This window comes from Streptomyces sp. CS113 (assembly GCF_002188365.1).
Classification (GTDB): Bacteria; Actinomycetota; Actinomycetes; order Streptomycetales; family Streptomycetaceae; genus Streptomyces; species Streptomyces tendae.
Genome location: NZ_KZ195574.1, coordinates 4,947,210 through 4,966,371 on the forward strand (window position 1 = coordinate 4,947,210; position 19,162 = coordinate 4,966,371).

Here is a 19,162-nt window from a genome sequence, read left to right on the forward strand (position 1 = left end):
GCACCGGATGCTAGTCCGGCTCCCCACCCGCCCCGCCGCCCGCCTCGACGAGCACCTCCCCGGCCGGTGTCCGCGAGTACAGCACCGAGCGGCCCGCGCGCCGCCGTTCCACCAGCCCCGCGTCGAGCAGCACCCGCAGATGCCGGCCGACCGACCCGAGGCCCTGCCCGGTCACGCCGACCAGCTGGCTGGTGCTCATGGGCGTGCCGAGCAGCGCCAGGACGCCCGCGCGGGCCGGGCCGAGCAGCGCGCCGAGGGCGGCGGGCACGCGCCGGGCACCGTCGTCCGCGAGGGTGCCCGCGCACGGGTAGACCAGCGCGTACCGCTCGGGCTCCTGCCACGACACCCAGCCGTACCGCTGCGGCGTGATCGGCACGAGGAGCAACTCCGCCCCGGACAGCTCGCGCGGCGGGTACGGCCTCAGGTTGATCTGGAGCCGGTTGTCGCCCAGCCAGCGCGTGCCGGGCCGCAGGGCGTCCAGCACCGTCGCCCAGCCGCCCCGGCTCACCTGCGCGGTCCGCGCCACGACGTCCGCCTCCAGGACCCGGCGGCGCCGCTCCCAGTCCGGCCGCACCGCCTCCGCCCAGACCTCCTCGAGCAGCGCCGCGGCCAGCTCCGGCAGGTCGTCACGGTCCAGGGCGGCCGGGAGCGGGCCCCCGACGGCGACCGCCAGACCGGCGCGGGCCACGTCGGGGCGGGCCGCCCGGATCCGCGCCACGCCCTCCTCGAAGCTGAGGCCCTCGACCGGGACGGGGGTGAGGAAGTCGGCGTTCCATCCCCGGCCGAGACCCGCGTCGACGAGCAGCGCGGTCACCGGGTCGGCCGCCATCCGGCGCAGATGGGCGGGCCGGTGGGTGTCGAGCCACGCCCGTTCGCCGGGATGTCCGGCCACCCCGGCGTGCAGCAGCTTCAGGCAGGCGAGGGTCTCGTCGAGCGGCGACACGACGAAACGGCTCCGGGCGAGCGTGTCGGCGTTGACCTCCCACCAGCCCATGCGGCCCCCTCTCCCGTCACCTTTCGCGTCCGGGCGAAACATTAACGGCCGGTCCGACGCCCACCCGAGACTCCCCGCATGCCAGACACGAGCCGCAGAAGCTACGCGGACCTCTTCCGCACCCCGGAGTTCAGCCCCCTCTTCCTCTCCTCCGCCGCCAACCTCGGCGCCCAGACGGTCAGCGGCCTCGCGCTCGGCACGCTGGTGTTCCGCGCGACGAACTCGCCGCTGCTCTCCGCGGTCAGCATGTTCGGCCCCGCCCTCGCCCAGATGCTCGGCGCCACGTTCTTCCTCTCCGGCGCCGACCGGCTGCCCCCGCGGGCGACGCTGGCGGGCCTCTCGCTCGCCTTCGCCGCCGTCACCGCGGCGCTCGCGCTGCCCGGCCTGCCGATAGCGGGCGTGCTCGGCCTCGTCCTCCTCAAGGGGCTGATCGCCTCCGTCGGCGGCGGGGTCCGCTGGGGCCTGCTGACCGAGATCCTGGCCAAGGACGGCTACCTGGCGGGGCGTTCGCTCTTCAACATGATGAACGGCGTCCTACAGATCGCCGGCTACGCGGCCGGGGGCGTCCTGGTGACCGTGCTGTCCCCGCGTGTGTGCCTGCTGCTCGCCGCCGGTCTGTACGCCACGGCCGCCGCGGTCGCCCTGCGGCTCACCCGCCGCCCGCCACGCACCGCCGGCCGCCCCTCCGTACGGGCCACCTGGCGGGCCAACTCCCTGCTGTGGTCCGCCCGTCCGCGCCGCCACGTGTACCTGGCCCTGTGGATCCCCAACGGCCTCGTCGTCGGCTGCGAGTCGCTGTTCGTCTCCTACGACCCGAGCGCCGCGGGCACGCTGTTCGCCTGCGGCGCGCTGGGCATGCTCGCCGGGGACGTGACGGTCGGGCGGCTGCTGCCTCCCCGGCTGCGCCCGCGCCTCGGCATCCCGCTCCTGGCCCTGCTGGCGGCCCCGTACCTGGTCCTCTTCCTGCGCCCGCCGCTGCCGTTGGCGGCCGTACTGATCGCCCTGGCGTCGGTGGGCTTCGGCGCGAGTCTGGTGCAGCAGGAGCGCCTGGTCGCCCTGACCCCCGACGAGCTGTCCGGGCACGCCCTCGGCCTGCACTCCGCGGGGATGCTCACCATGCAGGGCGTCGCCGCGGTCCTGGCCGGCACGGTGGCCCAGTTCACCTCCCCGGCGACGGCCATGTCGGTGATGGCGCTCGCCTCGCTGACGGTGACGCTCACCCTGACGCTGGTGAGCCGCCGGTCCGCGCCCGACGGCGGGCTGCTGCCGACCCGGGCGGCGGTACGGTCGGCGTGAGGTGCGACCGTGTGCGTGCCGACCGTGTGCGGCCGGCCGCTGTGACGTGCCGGCCGGTGTGACGTGCCGGCCGGTGTGACGTGCCGGTCCGGCGGGCGCGACTCGGCCTCGATTGGGTTAAGGAGCGCCCGGGAACACCTGCGCGCTCCGGCCCTTGCCTAGGGTGTGAGGCTGGGGAGGGCGCCTGCGGACAGGGAGAGGGCGGCTCTTGAGCGCTGCGACACCGGAGTAGTCATGACCGTCGAGAAGCCGCCGTCCGGTTCCGCGGCGGTGCTGTCCTGGATGCCCGTCGCCGCCATGGCCGTGGTCGCCGCCGTCGACCTCACGATGGGACCCGGAGTGGGGCTGCTGCCGCTGGTGTCGCTGGGCCCGGCCTTCGCCGGACTGGTCGGCGGCTGGCGGCGCACCGCGGTGATCGGCCTGGTCGCGCTGCTGCTCTGCGTCGGCCTCGGCCTGTACAACGGGCTCTTCGACCGCCCTCGCGGCTACACGGCCATGCTGTCGGTGGCCGGGGTGACCGGCGTCGGCCTCGCGGCGGCCGTGATGCGCTCGCGCCGCGAGGCGGAGCTGGCCAGTGTCCGCTCGATCGCGGAGGTGGCCCAGCGGGTGCTGCTGCGCCCGGTGCCGCTGACCGCGGGCCCGCTGCGCGCGGCCGTCTCCTACACCTCGGCACTCGCCGAAGCCCGGATCGGCGGCGACCTGTACGAGGTGGTCGCCTCCCCGCACGGCGTCCGCGTGATCGTGGGCGACGTGCAGGGCAAGGGCCTGGCCGCGGTGGAGACCGCGGCCCGGGTCCTCGGCACCTTCCGGGAGGCGGCGTACGACGAGAAGGACCTGGTCAAACTCGGCGAACGGCTGGAGCGCAGCGTCGCCCGGGAGCTGGAGGACGAGAAGTTCGTGACGGCGATCCTCGCCGAGATCGGCCACGACCACCAGGTCGTCCTCCTGAACTACGGCCATCCGGCGCCGCTGCTCGTCCACGGCGACGGCACCGCCGACTTCCCGGAGCCGCCCGCGTACGCCCTCCCGCTGGGCCTGGCCGCGCACGGTGGCCCCGGCCCCGACCCCTTTCCGGTGCCCTTCCGCCCCGGCGACCAACTGCTCCTCTACACCGACGGCGTCACCGAGGCCCGGGACGAGCGGGGCGGCTTCTACCCGCTCGCCGAGCGCACCCGCTTCCTGGAGGACCCCGACGTCCACCGCGCCCTGGAGGCCCTGCGGGAGGACCTGGTACGGCACGCGGCAGGCCCCCACCACGACGACGCGGCGATGCTGCTGCTGCGCTACGAGGGCGGGGACGGCGAGGCCCCGGGCGCTCCGAACGCCCCGAGCGTCCCGCACACCCCGGCGTGACCGCGTGACGGAGTGACGGCGGTCAGGCGTGGCGCGCTCCGGCCGACGCCATGCCGAGCCAGGTGTGCGGGTTGCCCTCCCAGCACCAGCCGAGCTTCGGGGCGCGCTTGCTGATCCAGACCGCCGGGACCCGGCGGTCGCCGCACCGTGAACCGCCCAGCGAGAAGCACTTGTTCTTGACCAGGACCTCCGGGACGTGGGTCAGCAGGGCGACGCCCTCCTCGACGGTGAGCGGCGTGCGCCCCCGCTCCGCGACGGTGGCCAGCGCGTCGCCCGGCACGACCCCGCAGAACTCCTCCCCGCGCTCGACGTCGAACAGCAGGTGGACGCCGTCGGGTCCGGGCGGCCGGGCCGGTTCGGTGGCGACGAACCGTGCCAGGGAACCCGGTTCGAAGCTGCGGTCGACGAACCCGGGCAGCCGGCCGCCGTGCAGCGTGGTCAGCGGCATGGTCCGCTCGACCGGGGCGAGTTCCCGTCCGACGACCAGGACGAAGGGCACCCGGCCGGTGACCGCGGGCTCGTGTCCCGCGTACGCCGCGGAGTCCGCGCGGGCCACGGCCGCCGCCCGCAGCGGCGCCACCAGTTCGGCGAACCGCTCCGGGGTGCTCCCGGACAGCGCGGGGTAGCCGAGCGCGACGAGGGTGGCGACCTGCCGGTCGAACTCGGCGGCGGCGTCGAAGGCGGGGGAGTGCGTCGAGTCGGTCAAGCGGGTGCTTCCTTCCGTACGGTGTCGCGCGCGGGCTTCCTTGCGGCCTTCGGCGGTCAGGGGCGCTCCTTCATCGCGACGGCCTCGACCTCGGCCGGGGTGCCCGACATGATGGTCCGCACATGGCGGGTGACCAGCTCGACCGGCCAGTCCCACCACGCGGCCCGTTGCAGCCGCGCGACGTCCTCGGCGTCGTACCGGGTCCGGATCGGCCGGGCCGGACTGCCGCCGACCACGGTGTACGGCGGTACGTCGGCGGTGACGAGCGACCCGGCGGCGACGATCGCGCCGTCGCCGATGCGCACCCCGGGCATGACGGTGGCGCCGTACCCGAACCACACGTCGTTGCCGACGACGGTGTCGCCGCGGCTGGGCATGCCGGTGACCAGGTCGAGCGTGGCCTCGCCCCAGGCACCGCCGAACATGGTGAAGGGGAAGGTCGACACGCCCATGGTGGGGTGCTCGGCCCCGGCCATCAGGAACCGCGTGCCGGTGGCGATCGCGCAGTACTTGCCGATGATCAACCGCTCGGGGCCGTAGGCGTAGAGCACGTTGCGGGTCTCGAAGGCGGTGGCGTCGTCGGGATCGTCGTAGTAGGTGAAGTCGCCCACCTGGATGCGCTCGTCCGTGACGAGCGGCTTGAGGAGGACGACCCGCGGATGCCGCGCGAGGGGGTGCAGCACCCCGGGGTCGGGAACAGCGCCCGCGGCGGGCGTCGGGTCGGGCGTGGGACCGGTCAGGACGGGACCTCGATTCTGGCCAGGGAACCGGTTTCCAGGGCGCACCACAGGGCGCCGCCGTGTACGGCGATGCCGTGCGGTTCGCTGTCGGCACGGGAGAGCGGGTAGGAGCCGAGGCGGCCGTCGACGGTGATCCGGCCGACCCGTCCGGTGCCCCACTCGGTGAACCAGAGCGCGCCGTCGGGACCCGCCGTCACCGCGTGCGGCCGGGCCCCCGGGTCGGCGAGCGGGTACTCGGTGATGTCGCCGGCCACGGTGATCCGGCCGATCCGCCCGGCCCCGATCTCGGTGAACCACAGGGCGCCGTCGGGCCCCGCGGCGATGCCCACCGGTGCGGCGCCCTCCGTCGGCAGCGGGTACGCGGTGCCGTGGCCGTCCGTGGTCAGCCGCCCGACGGCGTTGCCCTGGTTGAGCGTGCACCACAGGGCGCCGTCCGGACCGGCCGTGACGGCGGACGGGAAGGCGCCGGGCGCCGCGTACTCGCTGACCTCGCCGTCGACCGTGACACGCCCGACGCGGTCGGCCGCGGAGAGCGTGAACCACATGGCCCCGTCCGGACCGGCCGTGATCCCGAACGGTCCGCCCTCGAGGGTGAGGGGCGCGAAGGAGGAGTAGTCGCCGTCCGGGGTGATCCGGCCGATGCGGTGCGTGCGGTACTCGGTGAACCACAGGGCGCCGTCGGGTCCCGGCGCGATCACGGTCGGCCCGTCACCGACCGGATGGACGGCGACCCGCCCGTCGTCCGGGTCCCTGCGGGCGACGGCGCCCCGGTGGACGAGCGTGAACCACAAGGCGCCGTCCGGTCCCTCGGCGAGCGCGTAGGGGCCGGCCTCCGCGTCGCTCACGGTGAACTCCCGTACGGAGTCGGTGTCGTGCCTCTCGTTGGATTCATTCATCGGGCGTAACCTTACGCAGAGGGTATTCTGACTGTCAATATAAAAATACTACGAAGGTAAGTTTTGCTCATGGATTCGAACGACACTCCGGTGGCTCCGGTGGCACCGATGCCGGGCCTGCGCGAGGCAAAGAAGCGCGAGACGCGGCAGCTGATCTCCGACCACGCCACCCGGCTCTTCATCGAGCGCGGCTTCGACCGCACGACGATCGCCGAGATCGCCGACGCCGCCCGGGTCGCCAAGAAGACGGTGACGAACTACTTCCCGCGCAAGGAGGATCTGGCCCTGGACCACCAGGAGGAGTTCGTCGCCACCCTGGCCGCCACCGTGACGGCACGCGGAACCGGCGAAACGCCCCTGGCGGCCCTGCGCCACGCCTTCCTGGCGTCCGTGGCGGCCCAGGACCCGGTCGCGGGCTTCGCCGGCCCGGCCTTCACCCGCATGATCGCCGACAGCCCCACCCTCACCTCGTGTCTGCGCGGCCTGCACGACCGGCGGGAGGAGGCGCTGACCGCGGCCCTGGCCGACACGACGGACACCCCGCCCGACGACATCACGCCGCGTACGGCCGCGGCCCTGCTCGGCGGGGTCCACCGCGTCCTGTTCACCCGCATCCAGGAGCTGACCCTGGCCGGGCGCGCCAACCCCGAGATCGCCGAGGTGCTGGCACGGGAGGCACCCCGGGCCTTCGACCTGCTGACCCCGTCCCTCGCGGAGTACGGGCGCCGCGCCTAGGAGGCGCGCCGCGCCCACCGGGCACTGCCCGGGCGTGCGGGCGCCGCCCGGACCGTGAGGGCGCCGCACGGCCGTGAGGGCGTCGTACCAGCGTGAGGGCGCCGTCCCGGTGTGCGGTTGCTGCCCGGCGTGCGGGTGCGGGCCCTGTCGCGCGGACGCGGCCGGGCATGCGGATGCGCGGCCACCGGGGCGGGCGCAGACTGGCCGGGTGAGCGGAACGCACCCGAAGCGGGACGTGAGCAGGCCCGGTGCCGGTCGCCGCGCCCCCTCCCAGTCGCTGGCGCTCGCCGCCATGATGTTCGCGGTGGCGATGACGTTCATCGACCAGACGATCGTCTCGATCGCGGCCCCCGACATCGTCTCCGAACTCGGCCTGTCGGCCTCGGGCATGCAGTGGGTGGTCAACGCCTACCTGCTGTCCCTGGCCGCCTTCTTCGCCCTGGGCGGCCGCCTGGCCGACCTGTGGGGCCCGCGCCGCGTGGTCCTGCTCGGCACCCTGGTCTTCGTCCTCTCCTCGGTCCTGTGCGGCTGCGTGCCCTCCGGTGACTACGCGCTGACCTGGCTCATCGTCTTCCGGGCCACCCAGGGCCTGGGCGCCGCGCTGCTCTTCCCGGCCGCGCTCGCCGTGGTCGTCGCCGTGTTCCCGGTCGAGCGCCGGGGCCGCGCGCTCGCCCTCTTCTTCGGCCTCACCGGCGCCCTGACCGCCGTAGGCCCGCTGCTCGGCGGCTGGCTCACGGCCTGGACCTGGCGGGCGATCTTCTGGGTCAACGTCCCCGTGGCGATCGCGGCGCTGGTCCTGACCGCGCTGGCCGGCATCCCCGACCGCCGGCGCGACGAGTCGCTGGACGTGAAGGGCGCCCTCCTGATCGTCGCCGGCATGGGCCTCAGCGTGCTCGGCTTCCAGCAGTCGGCGGCCTGGGGCTGGGACGACGCGGCGACCTGGGCCTGCATCGCGGGCGGCCTGGCGGTCCTCTACGTCTTCTGCCGCTACGAACTGCGCACCCGCCACCCCCTGGTCAACCTCGCCGTCTTCCGCGACCGCGCCTTCACCGTGGACGCGCTGGTGCTCTTCTTCGCCATGCTGGCGTTCGTCCCGCTGTTCTTCTTCGCCTCGGTCTACGCCCAGGTCTCGCTCAGCGCCTCACCCAACCAGGCCGCCCTGTACCTGCTGTACTTCTTCGCCGGGTTCGCCCTCGCCTCCCAATGGGGCGGCCGCATCCTCGACAAGCGGGGCGCCAGACCCGCGATGCGCATCGGCTGCGCGCTGGGCGCCGTCGGCTTCGCCCTGTGGGCCGGCAAGCTGACCGACCTGTCCATGCACGACCAGTGGCCCTACGCCGCCCTCGCCGGCGCGGGCATCGGCTTCGTCCTGGCGCCCGCGTCGACGGACGCCGTCAACCGCTCGATCGACTCCTCGTACGGCGAGGTCACCGGCATCACCCAGACCGTCCGCAACTACGCGGCCAGCGTCGGCCTGGCCGTCTTCGGCACCCTCCTGACGCACTCCATGACCGACCGGGTCGAGGAGACCCTCGCCGAGCGCGGAGTACCGCCCGACGCACGGCACTCCATGGCCCGGGACGTCACGGAGGCGGTCACCGGCAACGCGGACGCCCGCACCCCGACGGGCGACGGCCCCGCCCAGACGGCCATGCGGGACGCGATGCCCGCCGTCCGCCTCGACTTCGCCGAGGCCAACCAGTGGGTCTTCTACGGCATGGCCGTCGCCCTCGCGGTCGGCTACTTCTGCGCGCTGCGGCACCCGGGCGGCCGGGCAGTCGACCTGAACTCCCCTGGGCGGAAGCCCGGTTCGCGCCCGCCTGCCCCTTCCGGTCCGGTCAGCGGCCCTGCCGGTGACGGGAGTTAAGGCGGGCGGCCTGGCGTGTGAGGTGGTCGCGTTCGGCGAGGTCGGGGGCCTTGTGGGCCGCCTCGGCGTACAGCCGGGCCGCCGTGTCCAGGTCGCCGTCGCGCTCGTGCAGGTAGGCGGCCACCGCGGTGTGCCGGGGCAGCGCGTCGTCCAGCGCGGCGAGTTCCGCCAGCCCGGCGCGCGGCCCGTCGGCCTCCCCGACGGCGACCGCGCGGTTGAGCCGGACGACGGGGTTGTCGGTCAGGCGGGAGAGTTCGTCGTACCACTCCACGATCTGCACCCAGTCGGTCTCCCCGGCGGTGGGCGCGTCGGCGTGCAGGGCGGCGATGGCGGCCTGGGCCTGGAACTCGCCCAGCCGGTCCCGGGCGAGCGCCGCCTGGAGGATCCGCACCCCCTCGGCGATGGACGCGGTGTCCCACCGGCCGCGGTCCTGCTCGGCGAGCGGCACGAGACTGCCGTCGGGCGCGGTGCGGGCGGCTCGGCGGGCGTGGTGGAGCAGCATCAGCGCCAGCAGCCCCGCCACCTCCGGGTGGTCGACCGAGGCCGCGAGCTGCCGGGTGAGCCGGATGGCCTCGGCGGCGAGGTCGACGTCACCGGAGTACCCCTCGTTGAAGACCAGGTAGAGCACGCGCAGCACGGTGGCGACATCGCCGGGCCGGTCGAACCGGACACCGGAGACGGTGCGCTTGGCCCGGCTGATCCGCTGCGCCATCGTCGCCTCGGGCACCAGGTAGGCCCGGGCGATCTGCCGGGTGGTCAGCCCGCCGACGGCGCGCAGGGTGAGCGCGACGGCGGAGGACGGCGTCAGCGAGGGGTGCGCGCACAGGAAGTAGAGCTGGAGCGTGTCGTCCACGTCGGATGCGGGACCGGGCGCCGATTCCTCCTCCACGCGGTCCTCGCGCCGGCGGCGGGCGGTGTCGGCGCGGGTCGCGTCGAGGAACCGCCGCCAGGCCACGGTGACCAGCCACCCCTTGGGATCCCGCGGCGGATCGTCCGGCCAGCCGCGGACCGCCTCGACCAGCGCGTCCTGGACCGCGTCCTCGGCCGCCGCGAAGTCGGCTCCGCGGCGGACGAGGACGGTCAGCACACCGGGCGTGAGGCTCCTGATCAGGGCCTCGTCCATCGGCGGGGTCACTCCGTGACGGTCGGGGGCGCGACCAGGAACGGCCGCAGCTCCAGCCACTCGTGGATCGGCTCCCCGCCCGCACCCGGGGCGGCGGACAGCTCCCCGGCCAGCTCGACGGCGCGCTCGTAGCTGTCGACGTCGATCACCATCCAGCCGGCGATGAGGTCCTTGGTCTCGGCGAACGGCCCGTCGGTGACCGGCGGCTTCCCCTCACCGTCGTACCGGACCCAGGCCCCCTCGGGGGCGAGCGCCTGCCCGTCGACGAACTCGCCCGTCTTCTCCAGCCGGTCCGCGAAGTCCTGCATGTACTGCATGTGGGCCGAGATCTCCTCCGGCGTCCACTGGTCCATCGGCGCGGAGTTGACCGGCTCCGGGGCGCCCCGGTAGTGCTTGAGCAGCAGGTACTTGGCCATGATGCGTCTCCTAGGTGCTGGTGCGGCCCATTGTGGCCGCCTTCACCCCTGGGACGGAGCGGGACGCGCGTTCTCGACACGGCGGGACGGCCGGACGGAATTTTTTCTGGAACCTCTCCTCGGCCCCCAGCCCCCAACCCGCAGCCCCTAACTCTCAGCCCTCTGCCGGGGCCGGTGCCGAGACCTCTCTCAGCACCCCTTCCACGCCGTGCAGGAAGGTTTCGGACACCAGCTCCGGGTCGAAGAGGCACCCGGCCGCCATCGCACCGTCCCGGAGCATGACGAGGTGCCGCCCGGCGGCATCGACGGGGACGCCGCCGTCGCCGACCCGAGCCAGCAGCTCCGTGACGGTGTCCAGGAACCACTGCCGGTGAGCCAGGACCGCCTGGTGCACGGGGTGCGCGGGGTCGGGGTACTCGGCCACGGCGTTGAGGAAGGCGCAGCCGCGGAAGCCGGGGGAGCGGATCCCGTCGACGATGGACCGGGCGACGGCCCTGACCTGCCCGGCTGCCGAGGCAGTACTGCCCACGGCTGCGGCCACCTGCCCGCGGATCCCCTGGTCGGCCTGGTCGAGGTAGGCGAGGACGAGGTCCTCCTTGCCCGCGAAGTGCCGGTACAGCGTGGCCCGGGTGACGTGCGCCTCCGCGGTGATGCGGTCGATGCCGACGGAATGGATCCCCTCGGCGTAGAAGATCTTCGTGGCGGTGCCGAGCAACCGGGCTCGCGCTTCGGAGGTGGGGCGGGCTGCTGCGCTCGGACTCATGCGACCACCGTATCAAGGTGGTGAGGTAGAACGTTCGGTCTTGACAACGGCGACGGGAGGCCGTTGACTGCGGGAAGAGAGAGACCGAACGTTCTACCTCATCGCACGTCTCCGCAAGTTCGTGCACGTCTCCGCACGTCACCGCACGTCTCCGCACGTGCTCACCGCATCTCTCGTCGCACGCCGCATCGCACCGAAAGGCACTCCCGTGGACACCGTCGTCGCCGCACCGCCCGCCACCACCGTCCCCGTCACCCTCCGGAAGCTGTACTTCCTCCGCTTCGCGTTCGCCGCCGTGTGGGCCGCGCTGCTCTTCGCCACCGCCGACACGCTGGGCCCGCTGAGCACGACGCTGCTGCTGGTCTATCCGCTGTTCGACGTGGCGGCCGCGGTCGTCGACGTCCGGTCGGCGAAGGCCAACGGCGGCCCGGTCACGCCCCTGTACGCGAACATCGCGATCAGTACCCTGACGGTGCTCGCCCTCGCCCTCGCGGCGACCTCGGGCATCCCGGCCGTCCTGCGGGTCTGGGGCGCGTGGGCCGTCACCGCGGGCATCGTCCAGCTCGTCGCGGGCGCCGTCCGCCGCCACCTGGGCGGTCAGTGGCCGATGATCGTCAGCGGCGCCATCTCGACGCTCGCCGGCCTCTCCTTCGTCACGCAGGCCGGCGCCGAGGACCCGTCGCTGGGCAGCCTCGCGGGATACGCCTTCCTTGGCGGCGTCTTCTTCCTGGTCTCCGCCCTCCGCCTGGGCCGCGGGGCTCGCCGCCCGGCCTGAGGGGAGGCGGTGCGACCGCCGCGGCGGGCACGGAGGTGACGGCCTGACGGCGGAGCGCGGATATCCGGGGTTGTCCGGCAGAGGGTCGCCCAGGAAGATCGTCGTTCGTGCGCATCGACGAACTCAACGCCTACGAACGCCGGTTGTGGGAGGCCTTCCCGCAGGGCCGCAGCCTCGACGTGTCCGAGGCCCCGGCACCACCGGCCCCGGCGAACACGGCGGGTGAGGGGAGCCATGGAAGCCCTGGAAGCCCTGGGAACTCGACGGCTCCGACGGCTGCGGCGGACCCTACGAGCTCGAGGATCTCAACGAGCCCTACGGGCCCTACGGACCCGGTGATCCGGTCCGACACCATCGCGGCCCTGCTGCTGGGAGCGCACGCCGAGCCCACCCCCGGCGACCGCCCCGCCCTGCGTCTGACCGGTGCGCACGTCACGGGCCGCCTGGACCTCAGGTTCGCCGAGATCGCGGCACCGGTCCTCCTGACCGACTGCCGCTTCGACGAGGCACCGCTGCTTCAGGGTGCCCGGACCCGCCAGTTGGTCATGACCGACTGCACCCTGCCCGGACTGGTGGCCGACACGGCGCAGATCGACGGGCGCCTGGTCGTCTCCCACTGCCGCCTGACGGGCCCGCTGATCCTCAACCGCGCGCAGATCAACGGAGACCTGGACCTGCGTGACACGACGGTCGGCTACCCCGAGGGCGAGGCCATATCGGCCATACACGCCCAGGTGGGCGGCGACGCCCTGTGCACGAACCTGGCCGTCGAGGGGACGTTCCGGCTCTCCGGCGCCTCGATAGACGGCGAGTTCGACCTGGAGGGCGCCACGCTCCGCGCCCCCGGCGCCTATGCCCTGGACGCGTACCACGTCCGTATCGCCGAGGACTTCACCTGCCACCCCGGCTTCAGCGCCGAGGGCCGGGTCATCCTCACCGGCGCCACCGTCGCGGCGGCCGTCGGCTTCTGCGGGGCCCGGCTGAGCAACCCGGGCGACATCGCCCTGGAGGCGGTGGACGTCACGATCGACCGCAACTTCGACCTGGGCCTCGGGCTCACGGTCGACGGCGCGGTGACACTCGACGGCACCAGCGTGGGTACGGAACTGAGCTTCCGCGACGCCCAACTGACCCGCAAGGACGGCACCGCCCTGTCCCTGCGGGCGACCCAGGCCCGCGAAACGGACCTCCGCACCCGCCGGCCGATCGACGGAGTGGTCGACGCCCGCAACGCCCGACTGGGCACGCTGTACGACGCCCCGGACACCTGGCCCGCCGACCTCCGCCTGGCCGACGCGACGTACGAGGCCCTCGCGCTTCCGCTCCCCGCCGCGGAACGCGTCCGCTGGATCCGCCGCACGACCGGCGGCTACCTCCCCCAGCCGTACGAGCAACTGGCGGCGGCCTACCGGCGTCTCGGCCACGAGGACGAAGCCCGCACGGTCCTGCTGGCCAAACAGCGCCACCGGCGTGCCACCCTCCCCGCGCACACCCGCCTCTGGGGCCACGCCCAGGACCTGTCCGTCGGCTACGGCTACCGCCCCCTCCGCGCCGGCCTGTGGCTCCTCGCCCTGCTCGCCTGCGGCTCCCTCTACTTCGCCCTGCACACCCCGGCCCCCCTCGACCCGGGCAAGGCGCCCCCCTTCAACGCCGTCTTCTACACCCTCGACCTCCTCGTCCCGATCATCACCTTCGGCCAGGAGAACGCCTTCGCCCCGCACGACACCGGCCAGTGGCTGTCCTACGCCCTGATCGCCGCCGGCTGGATCCTGGCCACGACGGTCACGGCGGGCATCTCCCGCGCGGTAACCCGGCAGTGACCGGGCGCCCGTTCGACTACCGTCCTCAGCATGGCGCTCAACGAGATCACTAGAGCCGCGATCCTCGCCTCCGTTGCGGAGTACGACCGACTCGGCCCGGACGCGTTCCTGCACCGGTACGGATTCGGCCCCTCCCGCACGTATCTACTCAGGATCGACGGCAAGGAGTACGACTCGAAGGCAGTGGTGGGCGTGGCGCACGGCCACCTGCCCGGCCGCGAGCCCCTGGGCAGCGACGAGTTCTCCGGCGGCAAGGACCACGCCGCCAAGCTGCTGAGGAACCTCGGCTTCGAGGTCGTGGTCCGCGCGGCGAACTGATCCCCGACGCCCCGCCGGCGGACGCCGGTCGTGGCCTGGAAACGCCTCCCGCGCGCCCACCCGGCGGGGCAGGATGAAAGTGCTCCCATCGACGGGGGATGGGGCACCGCGCACGCCTGCCGTGGACTCGCCATCCTGGTGCGTGCGATCACCGGTGTCCCATGAATGACGGCCAGGCCTGTATGGCCGTAAAACGCGTGGGTGTCGGGCCGGAGCCCGAAGCTCCGTGACCAGGAAGGAACCCTGCGCATGGCGAGCGCAACCGACCCGTGAGGGCGGGGCCGCTGCTAGGCCTTGTATCAGGCGGTCTCCTGGTACCCGTCACAGTGGCCTATCCATGGATCGGCGTGATCGCGGTCCTCACCCCCCTCACCCTCTTGTGCTGCGTGGTCCTGCCCGGCGTGTGGTCCGCCAGCCCGTCCCGCCGCCGTGACGCCCGCGTCATGGCCGAGCTGCTGCTCGGCGCCCCCAGGCGGAGACGCCCGTGACCACCCAACACCGGTGCCGCGCACCTCCGGCCCTGACGTCCCGACCCTCGCCGCCGCGCCCAGGCAGGGTCAGAAGCATCACCGCGTGCATCGCAGACGGGCGCCCGGCTGATCACTGCGCGGGCGCAATCACCGGGGCCTACGGGCTCGAAGGCGCGAGCGACGGGTACGCCGAGTTGCCGCGGCCCCCGAAGCCCTCGACCAGCTGCGTGCCAACCTGCGCATCAATGACCACCAGGCCAAAGACCCCGGACCATGACCGGTCCGGGGCCTTTGCGCTTGTGCCCCCGGCAGGTTCGAACCTGCGACACCCGCTTTTGGAGAGCGGTTGTTGGGCCCTGAGCGAGGGAGGACCGCTGCTGACGACCGCTGCGGACAGCAGGGTACGACCGCCCCCGTCCACCGTTGTTGATATCAGCCCTGGATGTCAGACCGGCCTGACATCCTGCGCCCGTGACAATGACCTGGGCCGACTTCTGGGCACTTGTAGCCACCCTGAACGGCGAAGCAACTGAAGAGAACTGCCAGCACCTCGCCGAGGAGCTGAGCCGCCGTCCCGTCTCCGACGTCGTCGGCTTCGCGGAACGGCATGCCGAGGCGCTCTCCCGTCTGGATCAGGAAAAGTTCGGCACTCTACCGGTGGTCGACCTGACGGCGCGGTTCGGCAGCCCATTCCCGGAATCGTCCGACGGCTTCCTGTATGCGCGTTGCGCTGTGGTGGCCGCGGGGCAAGCCGTGTGGGAGAGCGTCTTCTTCGACGTCGACAAGTTCGCCCCGTACACCTCAAGCGAGCGCGACGGCGAGTGGCTGCTGTACGTGCCGGACAAGGCGTACGAGCTGGCCACAGGCGAGGATTGGGACCGCCAAACCCGGTACTGCTTCGAGAGCTACTCCAACCGGGACGGTTGGCCAGCCCTGCGGGACTGAGTCCAGCTAGCGGTTGATCGGGATCTCGTAGACGATCTCGCAGTGCGCGGCGGGCACCACGATGTCCGCCGTTTCGACGGGCCGTCCCTGGTCGCTGTAGTACGTCCGCCGGATGTGCGTGACGAGTGCGGCTTTCTGGATGCCGAGGAGTGACGCCTCCTCGGCGGTTGCCTGCCTGGGCTCGGGCTGCTCGACGGCATGGCTGACGGTGATGCCGATGGCGGCCATCCGATTCACGACGCCTGCCCCGGCGTGCGGTCCTCCTTCGGGGAGGACGACGAGAGTGCCGGCGGTGAGGTCGTACGGCTCCCAACTGGTCGAGAGCTGCACGGGTCTGCCGTCGGCCAGGAACTCGTACGCGGTCCGGACGCACAGCTCGCCCTCGGCGATCCCGAGTCGGGCGGCGATCTCCGCCGGGGCCGGCACCTTGGCGTCGGTCCTGCTCTCCCAGTCGCCCTGCCTGCCGACGGCCTTCATGCCGGCCCGGAACGGCGACTCTTCGGGCTGCTCGCGCGCCGATGACCGCACCACGCGCACGCGCTGCCGGGGCTCGGCGACATAGGTGCCTGAACCGGCCCGGCCCTCCAGCACGCCTTGGGAGATCAGCAGCTCCTGAGCCCTGCGGACGACGTTCTCGCCTACGCCGCACTCCTGGCCGATCTGCGCGCGGGAGGGAAGCCGGTCCCCCGATTCCCACACGTGCTCCGCGATCCGCTGCCGTAGCTCGTCGGCGATGCGGAGATAGGGCGGCTGCTCAAGCATATGGAAAATCTAGTCCACTAGCTCTAATCCAGTTAACTAGCTTCACTCAAAGTGTTCGCCGTGTGGCGGAGGCTTCCCTGTGCCCGCTTCGCGAGTGAGCGCGGGGGCCATCGCTGCTCGGTTATCGGCGGTCGGGCTCACCACGCGCGTGGAGGAGCGCGACCGGTGCACGTCGGACCGGTCGAATCGGACCCGGTGAACGGCTCCCGTCTGAGTCCGCCCTGGCCGACCGGTACAAGGTCAGCACGGCCACACTGCGAAGCGCCCTCGCCGTACTCCAGGGAGAAGGCCTCGTCGAGAAGATCCACGGCAAGGGCAACTTCGTCCGCCACCCGCTGCGCAAGGTCACGTATGTCGGTGGGTGGGGGACGCTGGATCCTCGAACTGCCGCAGACGTGGACCTGCGCATGACGGTCCGCACTACGGTGCTGCCCGCGCGGGGGCACCCGACCGCGCTTCTGAAGGTGGATGACGGAAGCCCACTGACCGAATTCCTCCGACTCAGCTACGAGGGAGAGTCCCCACACAGCCTGGCCCGCGTCTACGTACCGCGAGACCTGACACCAACCAAGGCGCTCGGCGACCGGTCCTCAAGGGCGTGAGCGGAAGCCAGCTTCTCTGTGCCGAACCCGCCGCCGGCCGAGGTCCACGAGACGGTGTCCGCCCGACTCCCGACGCCAGATGAAGCATCAACCCTGCGGATCAACACAGCCTTGGCCGTCCTCGCGATCACCCGCGTTGCGGCAGACAACACCGGGCGAGTCATTGAGGCGGCACTACTCGTGTTCCCTGGGGATCGTGTCGACGCCGTCTTCAGCACCCACCACGTGATCGAAGAAAGGCAGGCGCACAGATGACGCCGCAGAACGAACTACGACTCCTCCCGTGGTCGGGCCCGGACGGCAAGCCCTGCTACCTGAGCACCGATGACAACGGCGGCTACATGTCCCGCCTGGCAGACAACATCGAAGCGGTACAGCTCGGGATGGCAACGGATCTCCTGGAGCGGGTCGCGGGAGTCCTCGGCGACCAGGACGCCGGCCGCGATGACCTGCGGCTCATGCTGACCGAAGTGACCCGAGCCCTGCGAGACGTGGTCCGCGTGGCAACCAGCCGCGGTCACCTCCTGGCGGTGAGCGAACTCCAGTCTTAAAGGACACGGTCAAGGCGGCGTCCCTGAGGTAGCCCTCCTGTCAGTGCTCAGAGGCCCACGGCATCTGAACAGTTCAGATGCCGTGGGCCTCTGTCGTTGCCGGTCAGTGTCGGGTGACCGTGGACGGCCGGGACGGCCCAGGATCCGCCCTCGGCTTCCATCAGCCAAAAGGACGCGACCTCTTCGTCCCGAAGCAACTTAGGTGAGGGCGAGGCCATGGCCTGACGTGCCTCTCACATGCTGCAACGGTCCGCAGGCGTCCGCGCTTGTCCGTCGCGGTTCGACTGCGTTGTCGCGCAGTTAGACACTCGCCCGGGAAGCGAACCACCTGGAACGGCGCTGCGCGGGTTCGACGTGAAGCCTGCTCCTCGCGTCAGATGGCTGTGTCATCAGGGCACGAGAAACCGTGCTCCTCACGGGTGGTCGTGCGCGTACCGGCCGTCTGAACCATAGGGGCGGAGGTCTGTGTTGTACGCACACGAGGTGATCCTGAACGAGATCGCACAGGGGCTCAGACCGATGGCCGAGGGCGTCGAGTGGTTCGAGAGCCTCTCAGAGGACGACCAACGCAAGATCCTGCACGCACTGGTGCTGTTCTGCGGGCAGGCCCGCGCCTGCGAGGAGGACGTGCCGGAGAGCATCGAGCGTTCCGGCATCCGCCGCACCCACACACCGGCGGTGATGCTCACGAAGTGGCGCTTCGGAATGGAAGCACTTCCGGCCTACGAACTCACCAAGTCCTTCCGCCTGCTAGTTGCCCTCTTCACTATCGCAGACACCCGCCGGAGGACGTTGCATTGCGCCGGAGGGTGTGGTCATGAGTGGCACAACCTGTCGGGTCCGCCGCGGGATGCAACCTATATGTCTTCTTGCCCTGGGTCTTGCCGGGGATCTTGGTGAGCTGGGTTCTTGCTGGTCAGAGGCGGTGGGCTCGTGCGCCTGGTGGTCGTCGTTGTTCGTCATTGGCCACTGTCGAGCAACCTCGGGCGGCCCAGGGACGGCCCAGCCTCACGGGGGACCCACCAGCACTACGACTCCTTGATCAGCCGCTCCCCGTGCATCTTGGCGGCTCGCCTCCAGTCGCATGCCGAGCAACGCTCGAGGTATGCGTATGGGGAGGCGTCCATCGCATCGACCTCCGGCATGCGCTTGAAGTTCCGGCGGTTATGCACGCGTCCACACGGACGGTCCGCGGAGTGGTAGATCGTCAATTCAGGACCTGGAGTGATTCGCACCAGGCAGGGGAGCTTGGCGCTAGTGTCTCCTAGCTGGGCGATCTCCCTGTCGATCTTCACAAGCTCAATGTCAAGAGTGCGCTCTAGCTGCTGCGTCTTCTTGCGGTGATCATCGAGAATCTTGAGCTTGCGGAGCCGGAGCGCCTGGACCTGATCAGCGAACGACACGAGCTTTCACCCTTCCCTACGAAGTGCTAGGCGGTAGGAACACTTCTTAATGCCTGGACTCGGGGAGACTCCTTGGTGCGTAGCCCGTCCGTGGGTAGTTCGGCACATACCCACACGCTGCCGCTGCTCGTTGCGCTAGGGACGTGACGCATCGCCACGCCTCTTGCGCTGCGTCCGCACCCTCAGCTTGGGAAGCTGCGAGCGTTGGCGACCGGTTCAGGTGCTGACCAGGGCGAACAGCCATAGCGCGGCCTCGCCGGTTGCGGCTGCTTTCACCGTGATTCCCCACCCCGCTCGATCTGGTGCGCTTGTGGTGCGGGTTCTTGCCATCTGCGGCCCGGCAGCGCCGGAGTCCTGGCCGAGCCCCAGCTTCGCCCTTCCGTGCCACCCACTCAGTGGCGCATCCCAGCCGCGAGTGCTGCCAGCGCCGCAAGCACGGTCAGTGTCGCGGCGAACGCTGTGCCGGCGCGGCGCAAAGCCTCGGGAAGGGAGACGCCGTCCAGCCAAGCCAGAAGCCCTGCCAAGACGGCAACGAGAGCCGCCATCAGCCCCGAGGCGAGCACCACGAGGATGAACAAGCTCAGTACGCCAGCAGTTGAGTTCATGGGACTCCTCCAATGCGGCAGG

The 19,162-nt window shown here is 71.8% G+C and carries 20 protein-coding genes and 1 pseudogene; 11 read left to right on the forward strand and 10 right to left on the reverse strand.

Going from position 1 to position 19,162, the window contains the following annotated elements; genetic code table 11:
- Positions 1-10 precede the first annotated feature (10 nt).
- Positions 11-994: an ArsR/SmtB family transcription factor gene (locus B9W62_RS22120; RefSeq protein WP_087808798.1), complete on the reverse strand. Its 984-nt coding sequence runs from the start codon at positions 992-994 to the stop codon at positions 11-13.
- Positions 995-1,072: 78 nt separating this feature from the next.
- Here B9W62_RS22120 and B9W62_RS22125 point away from each other — a divergent pair, with 78 nt between their 5' ends.
- Positions 1,073-2,290 (forward strand): MFS transporter, encoded by a 1,218-nt coding sequence (locus B9W62_RS22125; RefSeq protein ID WP_087808799.1) that lies wholly within the window; start codon positions 1,073-1,075, stop codon positions 2,288-2,290.
- A 234-nt stretch (positions 2,291-2,524) separates the two neighbouring features.
- The gene (locus B9W62_RS22130; protein ID WP_087808800.1) at positions 2,525-3,643 is read left to right on the forward strand and encodes a PP2C family protein-serine/threonine phosphatase; all 1,119 of its coding nucleotides are present in this window, start codon (positions 2,525-2,527) and stop codon (positions 3,641-3,643) included.
- A 22-nt stretch (positions 3,644-3,665) separates the two neighbouring features.
- On the opposite strand, the gene B9W62_RS22135 is transcribed toward B9W62_RS22130, so the two are convergent.
- Genes B9W62_RS22135 through B9W62_RS22145 form a run of 3 tightly spaced genes read right to left on the reverse strand, consistent with a single transcriptional unit; the run spans position 3,666 to position 5,985 of the window.
- Positions 3,666-4,349: a DUF5701 family protein gene (locus tag B9W62_RS22135; RefSeq protein ID WP_087808801.1), complete on the reverse strand. Its 684-nt coding sequence runs from the start codon at positions 4,347-4,349 to the stop codon at positions 3,666-3,668.
- Positions 4,350-4,405: 56 nt separating this feature from the next.
- The gene (locus B9W62_RS22140; protein WP_373433696.1) at positions 4,406-5,032 is read right to left on the reverse strand and encodes a CatB-related O-acetyltransferase; all 627 of its coding nucleotides are present in this window, start codon (positions 5,030-5,032) and stop codon (positions 4,406-4,408) included.
- Between the two features lie 53 nt (positions 5,033-5,085).
- A complete protein-coding gene (locus tag B9W62_RS22145) occupies positions 5,086-5,985 on the reverse strand; it encodes a Vgb family protein (RefSeq protein WP_087808802.1) in 900 nt (299 codons plus the stop codon).
- A gap of 69 nt (positions 5,986-6,054) precedes the next feature.
- Here B9W62_RS22145 and B9W62_RS22150 point away from each other — a divergent pair, with 69 nt between their 5' ends.
- Together B9W62_RS22150 and B9W62_RS22155 are read left to right on the forward strand one after the other, a co-directional pair.
- A complete protein-coding gene (locus B9W62_RS22150) occupies positions 6,055-6,720 on the forward strand; it encodes a TetR/AcrR family transcriptional regulator (RefSeq protein ID WP_179235606.1) in 666 nt (221 codons plus the stop codon).
- A 292-nt stretch (positions 6,721-7,012) separates the two neighbouring features.
- Complete coding sequence (locus B9W62_RS22155) at positions 7,013-8,587, forward strand: MFS transporter (RefSeq protein WP_087812028.1); 1,575 nt, start codon at positions 7,013-7,015, stop codon at positions 8,585-8,587.
- On the opposite strand, the gene B9W62_RS22160 is transcribed toward B9W62_RS22155, so the two are convergent.
- The 3 genes from B9W62_RS22160 to B9W62_RS22170 form a co-directional block, all read right to left on the reverse strand.
- Positions 8,559-9,710: an RNA polymerase sigma factor gene (locus tag B9W62_RS22160; protein ID WP_087808803.1), complete on the reverse strand. Its 1,152-nt coding sequence runs from the start codon at positions 9,708-9,710 to the stop codon at positions 8,559-8,561. The genes B9W62_RS22155 and B9W62_RS22160 overlap by 29 nt on opposite strands.
- A gap of 8 nt (positions 9,711-9,718) precedes the next feature.
- Positions 9,719-10,126, reverse strand: a complete 408-nt coding sequence (locus B9W62_RS22165; RefSeq protein ID WP_087808804.1) for a YciI family protein — start codon at positions 10,124-10,126, stop codon at positions 9,719-9,721.
- Between the two features lie 154 nt (positions 10,127-10,280).
- Positions 10,281-10,889 (reverse strand): TetR/AcrR family transcriptional regulator, encoded by a 609-nt coding sequence (locus tag B9W62_RS22170; RefSeq protein WP_087808805.1) that lies wholly within the window; start codon positions 10,887-10,889, stop codon positions 10,281-10,283.
- Between the two features lie 208 nt (positions 10,890-11,097).
- On the opposite strand from B9W62_RS22170, the gene B9W62_RS22175 reads away from it, so the two are divergent.
- The 4 genes from B9W62_RS22175 (at position 11,098) to B9W62_RS22190 (ending at position 15,217) form a co-directional block, all read left to right on the forward strand.
- The gene (locus tag B9W62_RS22175; protein WP_087808806.1) at positions 11,098-11,664 is read left to right on the forward strand and encodes a hypothetical protein; all 567 of its coding nucleotides are present in this window, start codon (positions 11,098-11,100) and stop codon (positions 11,662-11,664) included.
- Positions 11,665-11,771: 107 nt separating this feature from the next.
- Entirely contained in the window at positions 11,772-13,484 is a 1,713-nt protein-coding gene (locus B9W62_RS22180; protein WP_087808807.1) for an oxidoreductase, read from the forward strand.
- A 30-nt stretch (positions 13,485-13,514) separates the two neighbouring features.
- Entirely contained in the window at positions 13,515-13,802 is a 288-nt protein-coding gene (locus tag B9W62_RS22185) for a ScoMcrA-related endonuclease (protein WP_087808808.1), read from the forward strand.
- Positions 13,803-14,749: 947 nt separating this feature from the next.
- On the forward strand, positions 14,750-15,217 hold the full coding sequence (locus B9W62_RS22190) for a DUF4240 domain-containing protein (protein ID WP_087808809.1): 468 nt from the start codon (positions 14,750-14,752) through the stop codon (positions 15,215-15,217).
- A gap of 6 nt (positions 15,218-15,223) precedes the next feature.
- Here the strand turns inward: B9W62_RS22190 and B9W62_RS22195 are convergent, their stop codons facing one another.
- Positions 15,224-15,979, reverse strand: coding sequence for a GntR family transcriptional regulator (locus B9W62_RS22195; protein WP_087808810.1), 756 nt, complete (start codon positions 15,977-15,979; stop codon positions 15,224-15,226).
- Between the two features lie 185 nt (positions 15,980-16,164).
- Between B9W62_RS22195 and B9W62_RS22205 the strand changes: the two are divergent.
- The 3 genes and pseudogenes from B9W62_RS22205 (at position 16,165) to B9W62_RS22215 (ending at position 18,032) form a co-directional block, all read left to right on the forward strand.
- Positions 16,165-16,836, forward strand: a pseudogene (locus B9W62_RS22205) (GntR family transcriptional regulator).
- Positions 16,833-17,132 carry a hypothetical protein gene (locus B9W62_RS22210; protein ID WP_087808811.1) on the forward strand — a complete coding sequence of 100 codons (300 nt, stop codon included), beginning with the start codon at positions 16,833-16,835 and terminating at the stop codon, positions 17,130-17,132. The pseudogene B9W62_RS22205 and the gene B9W62_RS22210 overlap by 4 nt, the downstream one beginning before the upstream one ends.
- A gap of 483 nt (positions 17,133-17,615) precedes the next feature.
- Entirely contained in the window at positions 17,616-18,032 is a 417-nt protein-coding gene (locus B9W62_RS22215) for a DUF5958 family protein (RefSeq protein WP_256976545.1), read from the forward strand.
- 128 nt (positions 18,033-18,160) lie between these two features.
- On the opposite strand, the gene B9W62_RS22220 is transcribed toward B9W62_RS22215, so the two are convergent.
- Together B9W62_RS22220 and B9W62_RS22225 are read right to left on the reverse strand one after the other, a co-directional pair.
- Positions 18,161-18,535 (reverse strand): hypothetical protein, encoded by a 375-nt coding sequence (locus B9W62_RS22220; protein ID WP_087808813.1) that lies wholly within the window; start codon positions 18,533-18,535, stop codon positions 18,161-18,163.
- Positions 18,536-18,927: 392 nt separating this feature from the next.
- On the reverse strand, positions 18,928-19,140 hold the full coding sequence (locus tag B9W62_RS22225; protein WP_087808814.1) for a hypothetical protein: 213 nt from the start codon (positions 19,138-19,140) through the stop codon (positions 18,928-18,930).
- Between the last annotated feature and the right edge of the window lie 22 nt (positions 19,141-19,162).

Coding starts and splice junctions, on each gene's coding strand:
- B9W62_RS22120 (WP_087808798.1), bottom strand. CDS start 994: ATGGGCTGGTGGGAGGTCAACGCCGACACGCTCGCCCGGAGCCGTTTC.
- B9W62_RS22125 (WP_087808799.1), top strand. CDS start 1,073: ATGCCAGACACGAGCCGCAGAAGCTACGCGGACCTCTTCCGCACCCCG.
- B9W62_RS22130 (WP_087808800.1), top strand. CDS start 2,525: ATGACCGTCGAGAAGCCGCCGTCCGGTTCCGCGGCGGTGCTGTCCTGG.
- B9W62_RS22145 (WP_087808802.1), bottom strand. CDS start 5,985: ATGAATGAATCCAACGAGAGGCACGACACCGACTCCGTACGGGAGTTC.
- B9W62_RS22150 (WP_179235606.1), top strand. CDS start 6,055: ATGGATTCGAACGACACTCCGGTGGCTCCGGTGGCACCGATGCCGGGC.
- B9W62_RS22155 (WP_087812028.1), top strand. CDS start 7,013: ATGATGTTCGCGGTGGCGATGACGTTCATCGACCAGACGATCGTCTCG.
- B9W62_RS22160 (WP_087808803.1), bottom strand. CDS start 9,710: ATGGACGAGGCCCTGATCAGGAGCCTCACGCCCGGTGTGCTGACCGTC.
- B9W62_RS22165 (WP_087808804.1), bottom strand. CDS start 10,126: ATGGCCAAGTACCTGCTGCTCAAGCACTACCGGGGCGCCCCGGAGCCG.
- B9W62_RS22170 (WP_087808805.1), bottom strand. CDS start 10,889: ATGAGTCCGAGCGCAGCAGCCCGCCCCACCTCCGAAGCGCGAGCCCGG.
- B9W62_RS22185 (WP_087808808.1), top strand. CDS start 13,515: ATGGCGCTCAACGAGATCACTAGAGCCGCGATCCTCGCCTCCGTTGCG.
- B9W62_RS22190 (WP_087808809.1), top strand. CDS start 14,750: ATGACCTGGGCCGACTTCTGGGCACTTGTAGCCACCCTGAACGGCGAA.
- B9W62_RS22195 (WP_087808810.1), bottom strand. CDS start 15,979: ATGCTTGAGCAGCCGCCCTATCTCCGCATCGCCGACGAGCTACGGCAG.
- B9W62_RS22210 (WP_087808811.1), top strand. CDS start 16,833: ATGACGCCGCAGAACGAACTACGACTCCTCCCGTGGTCGGGCCCGGAC.
- B9W62_RS22225 (WP_087808814.1), bottom strand. CDS start 19,140: ATGAACTCAACTGCTGGCGTACTGAGCTTGTTCATCCTCGTGGTGCTC.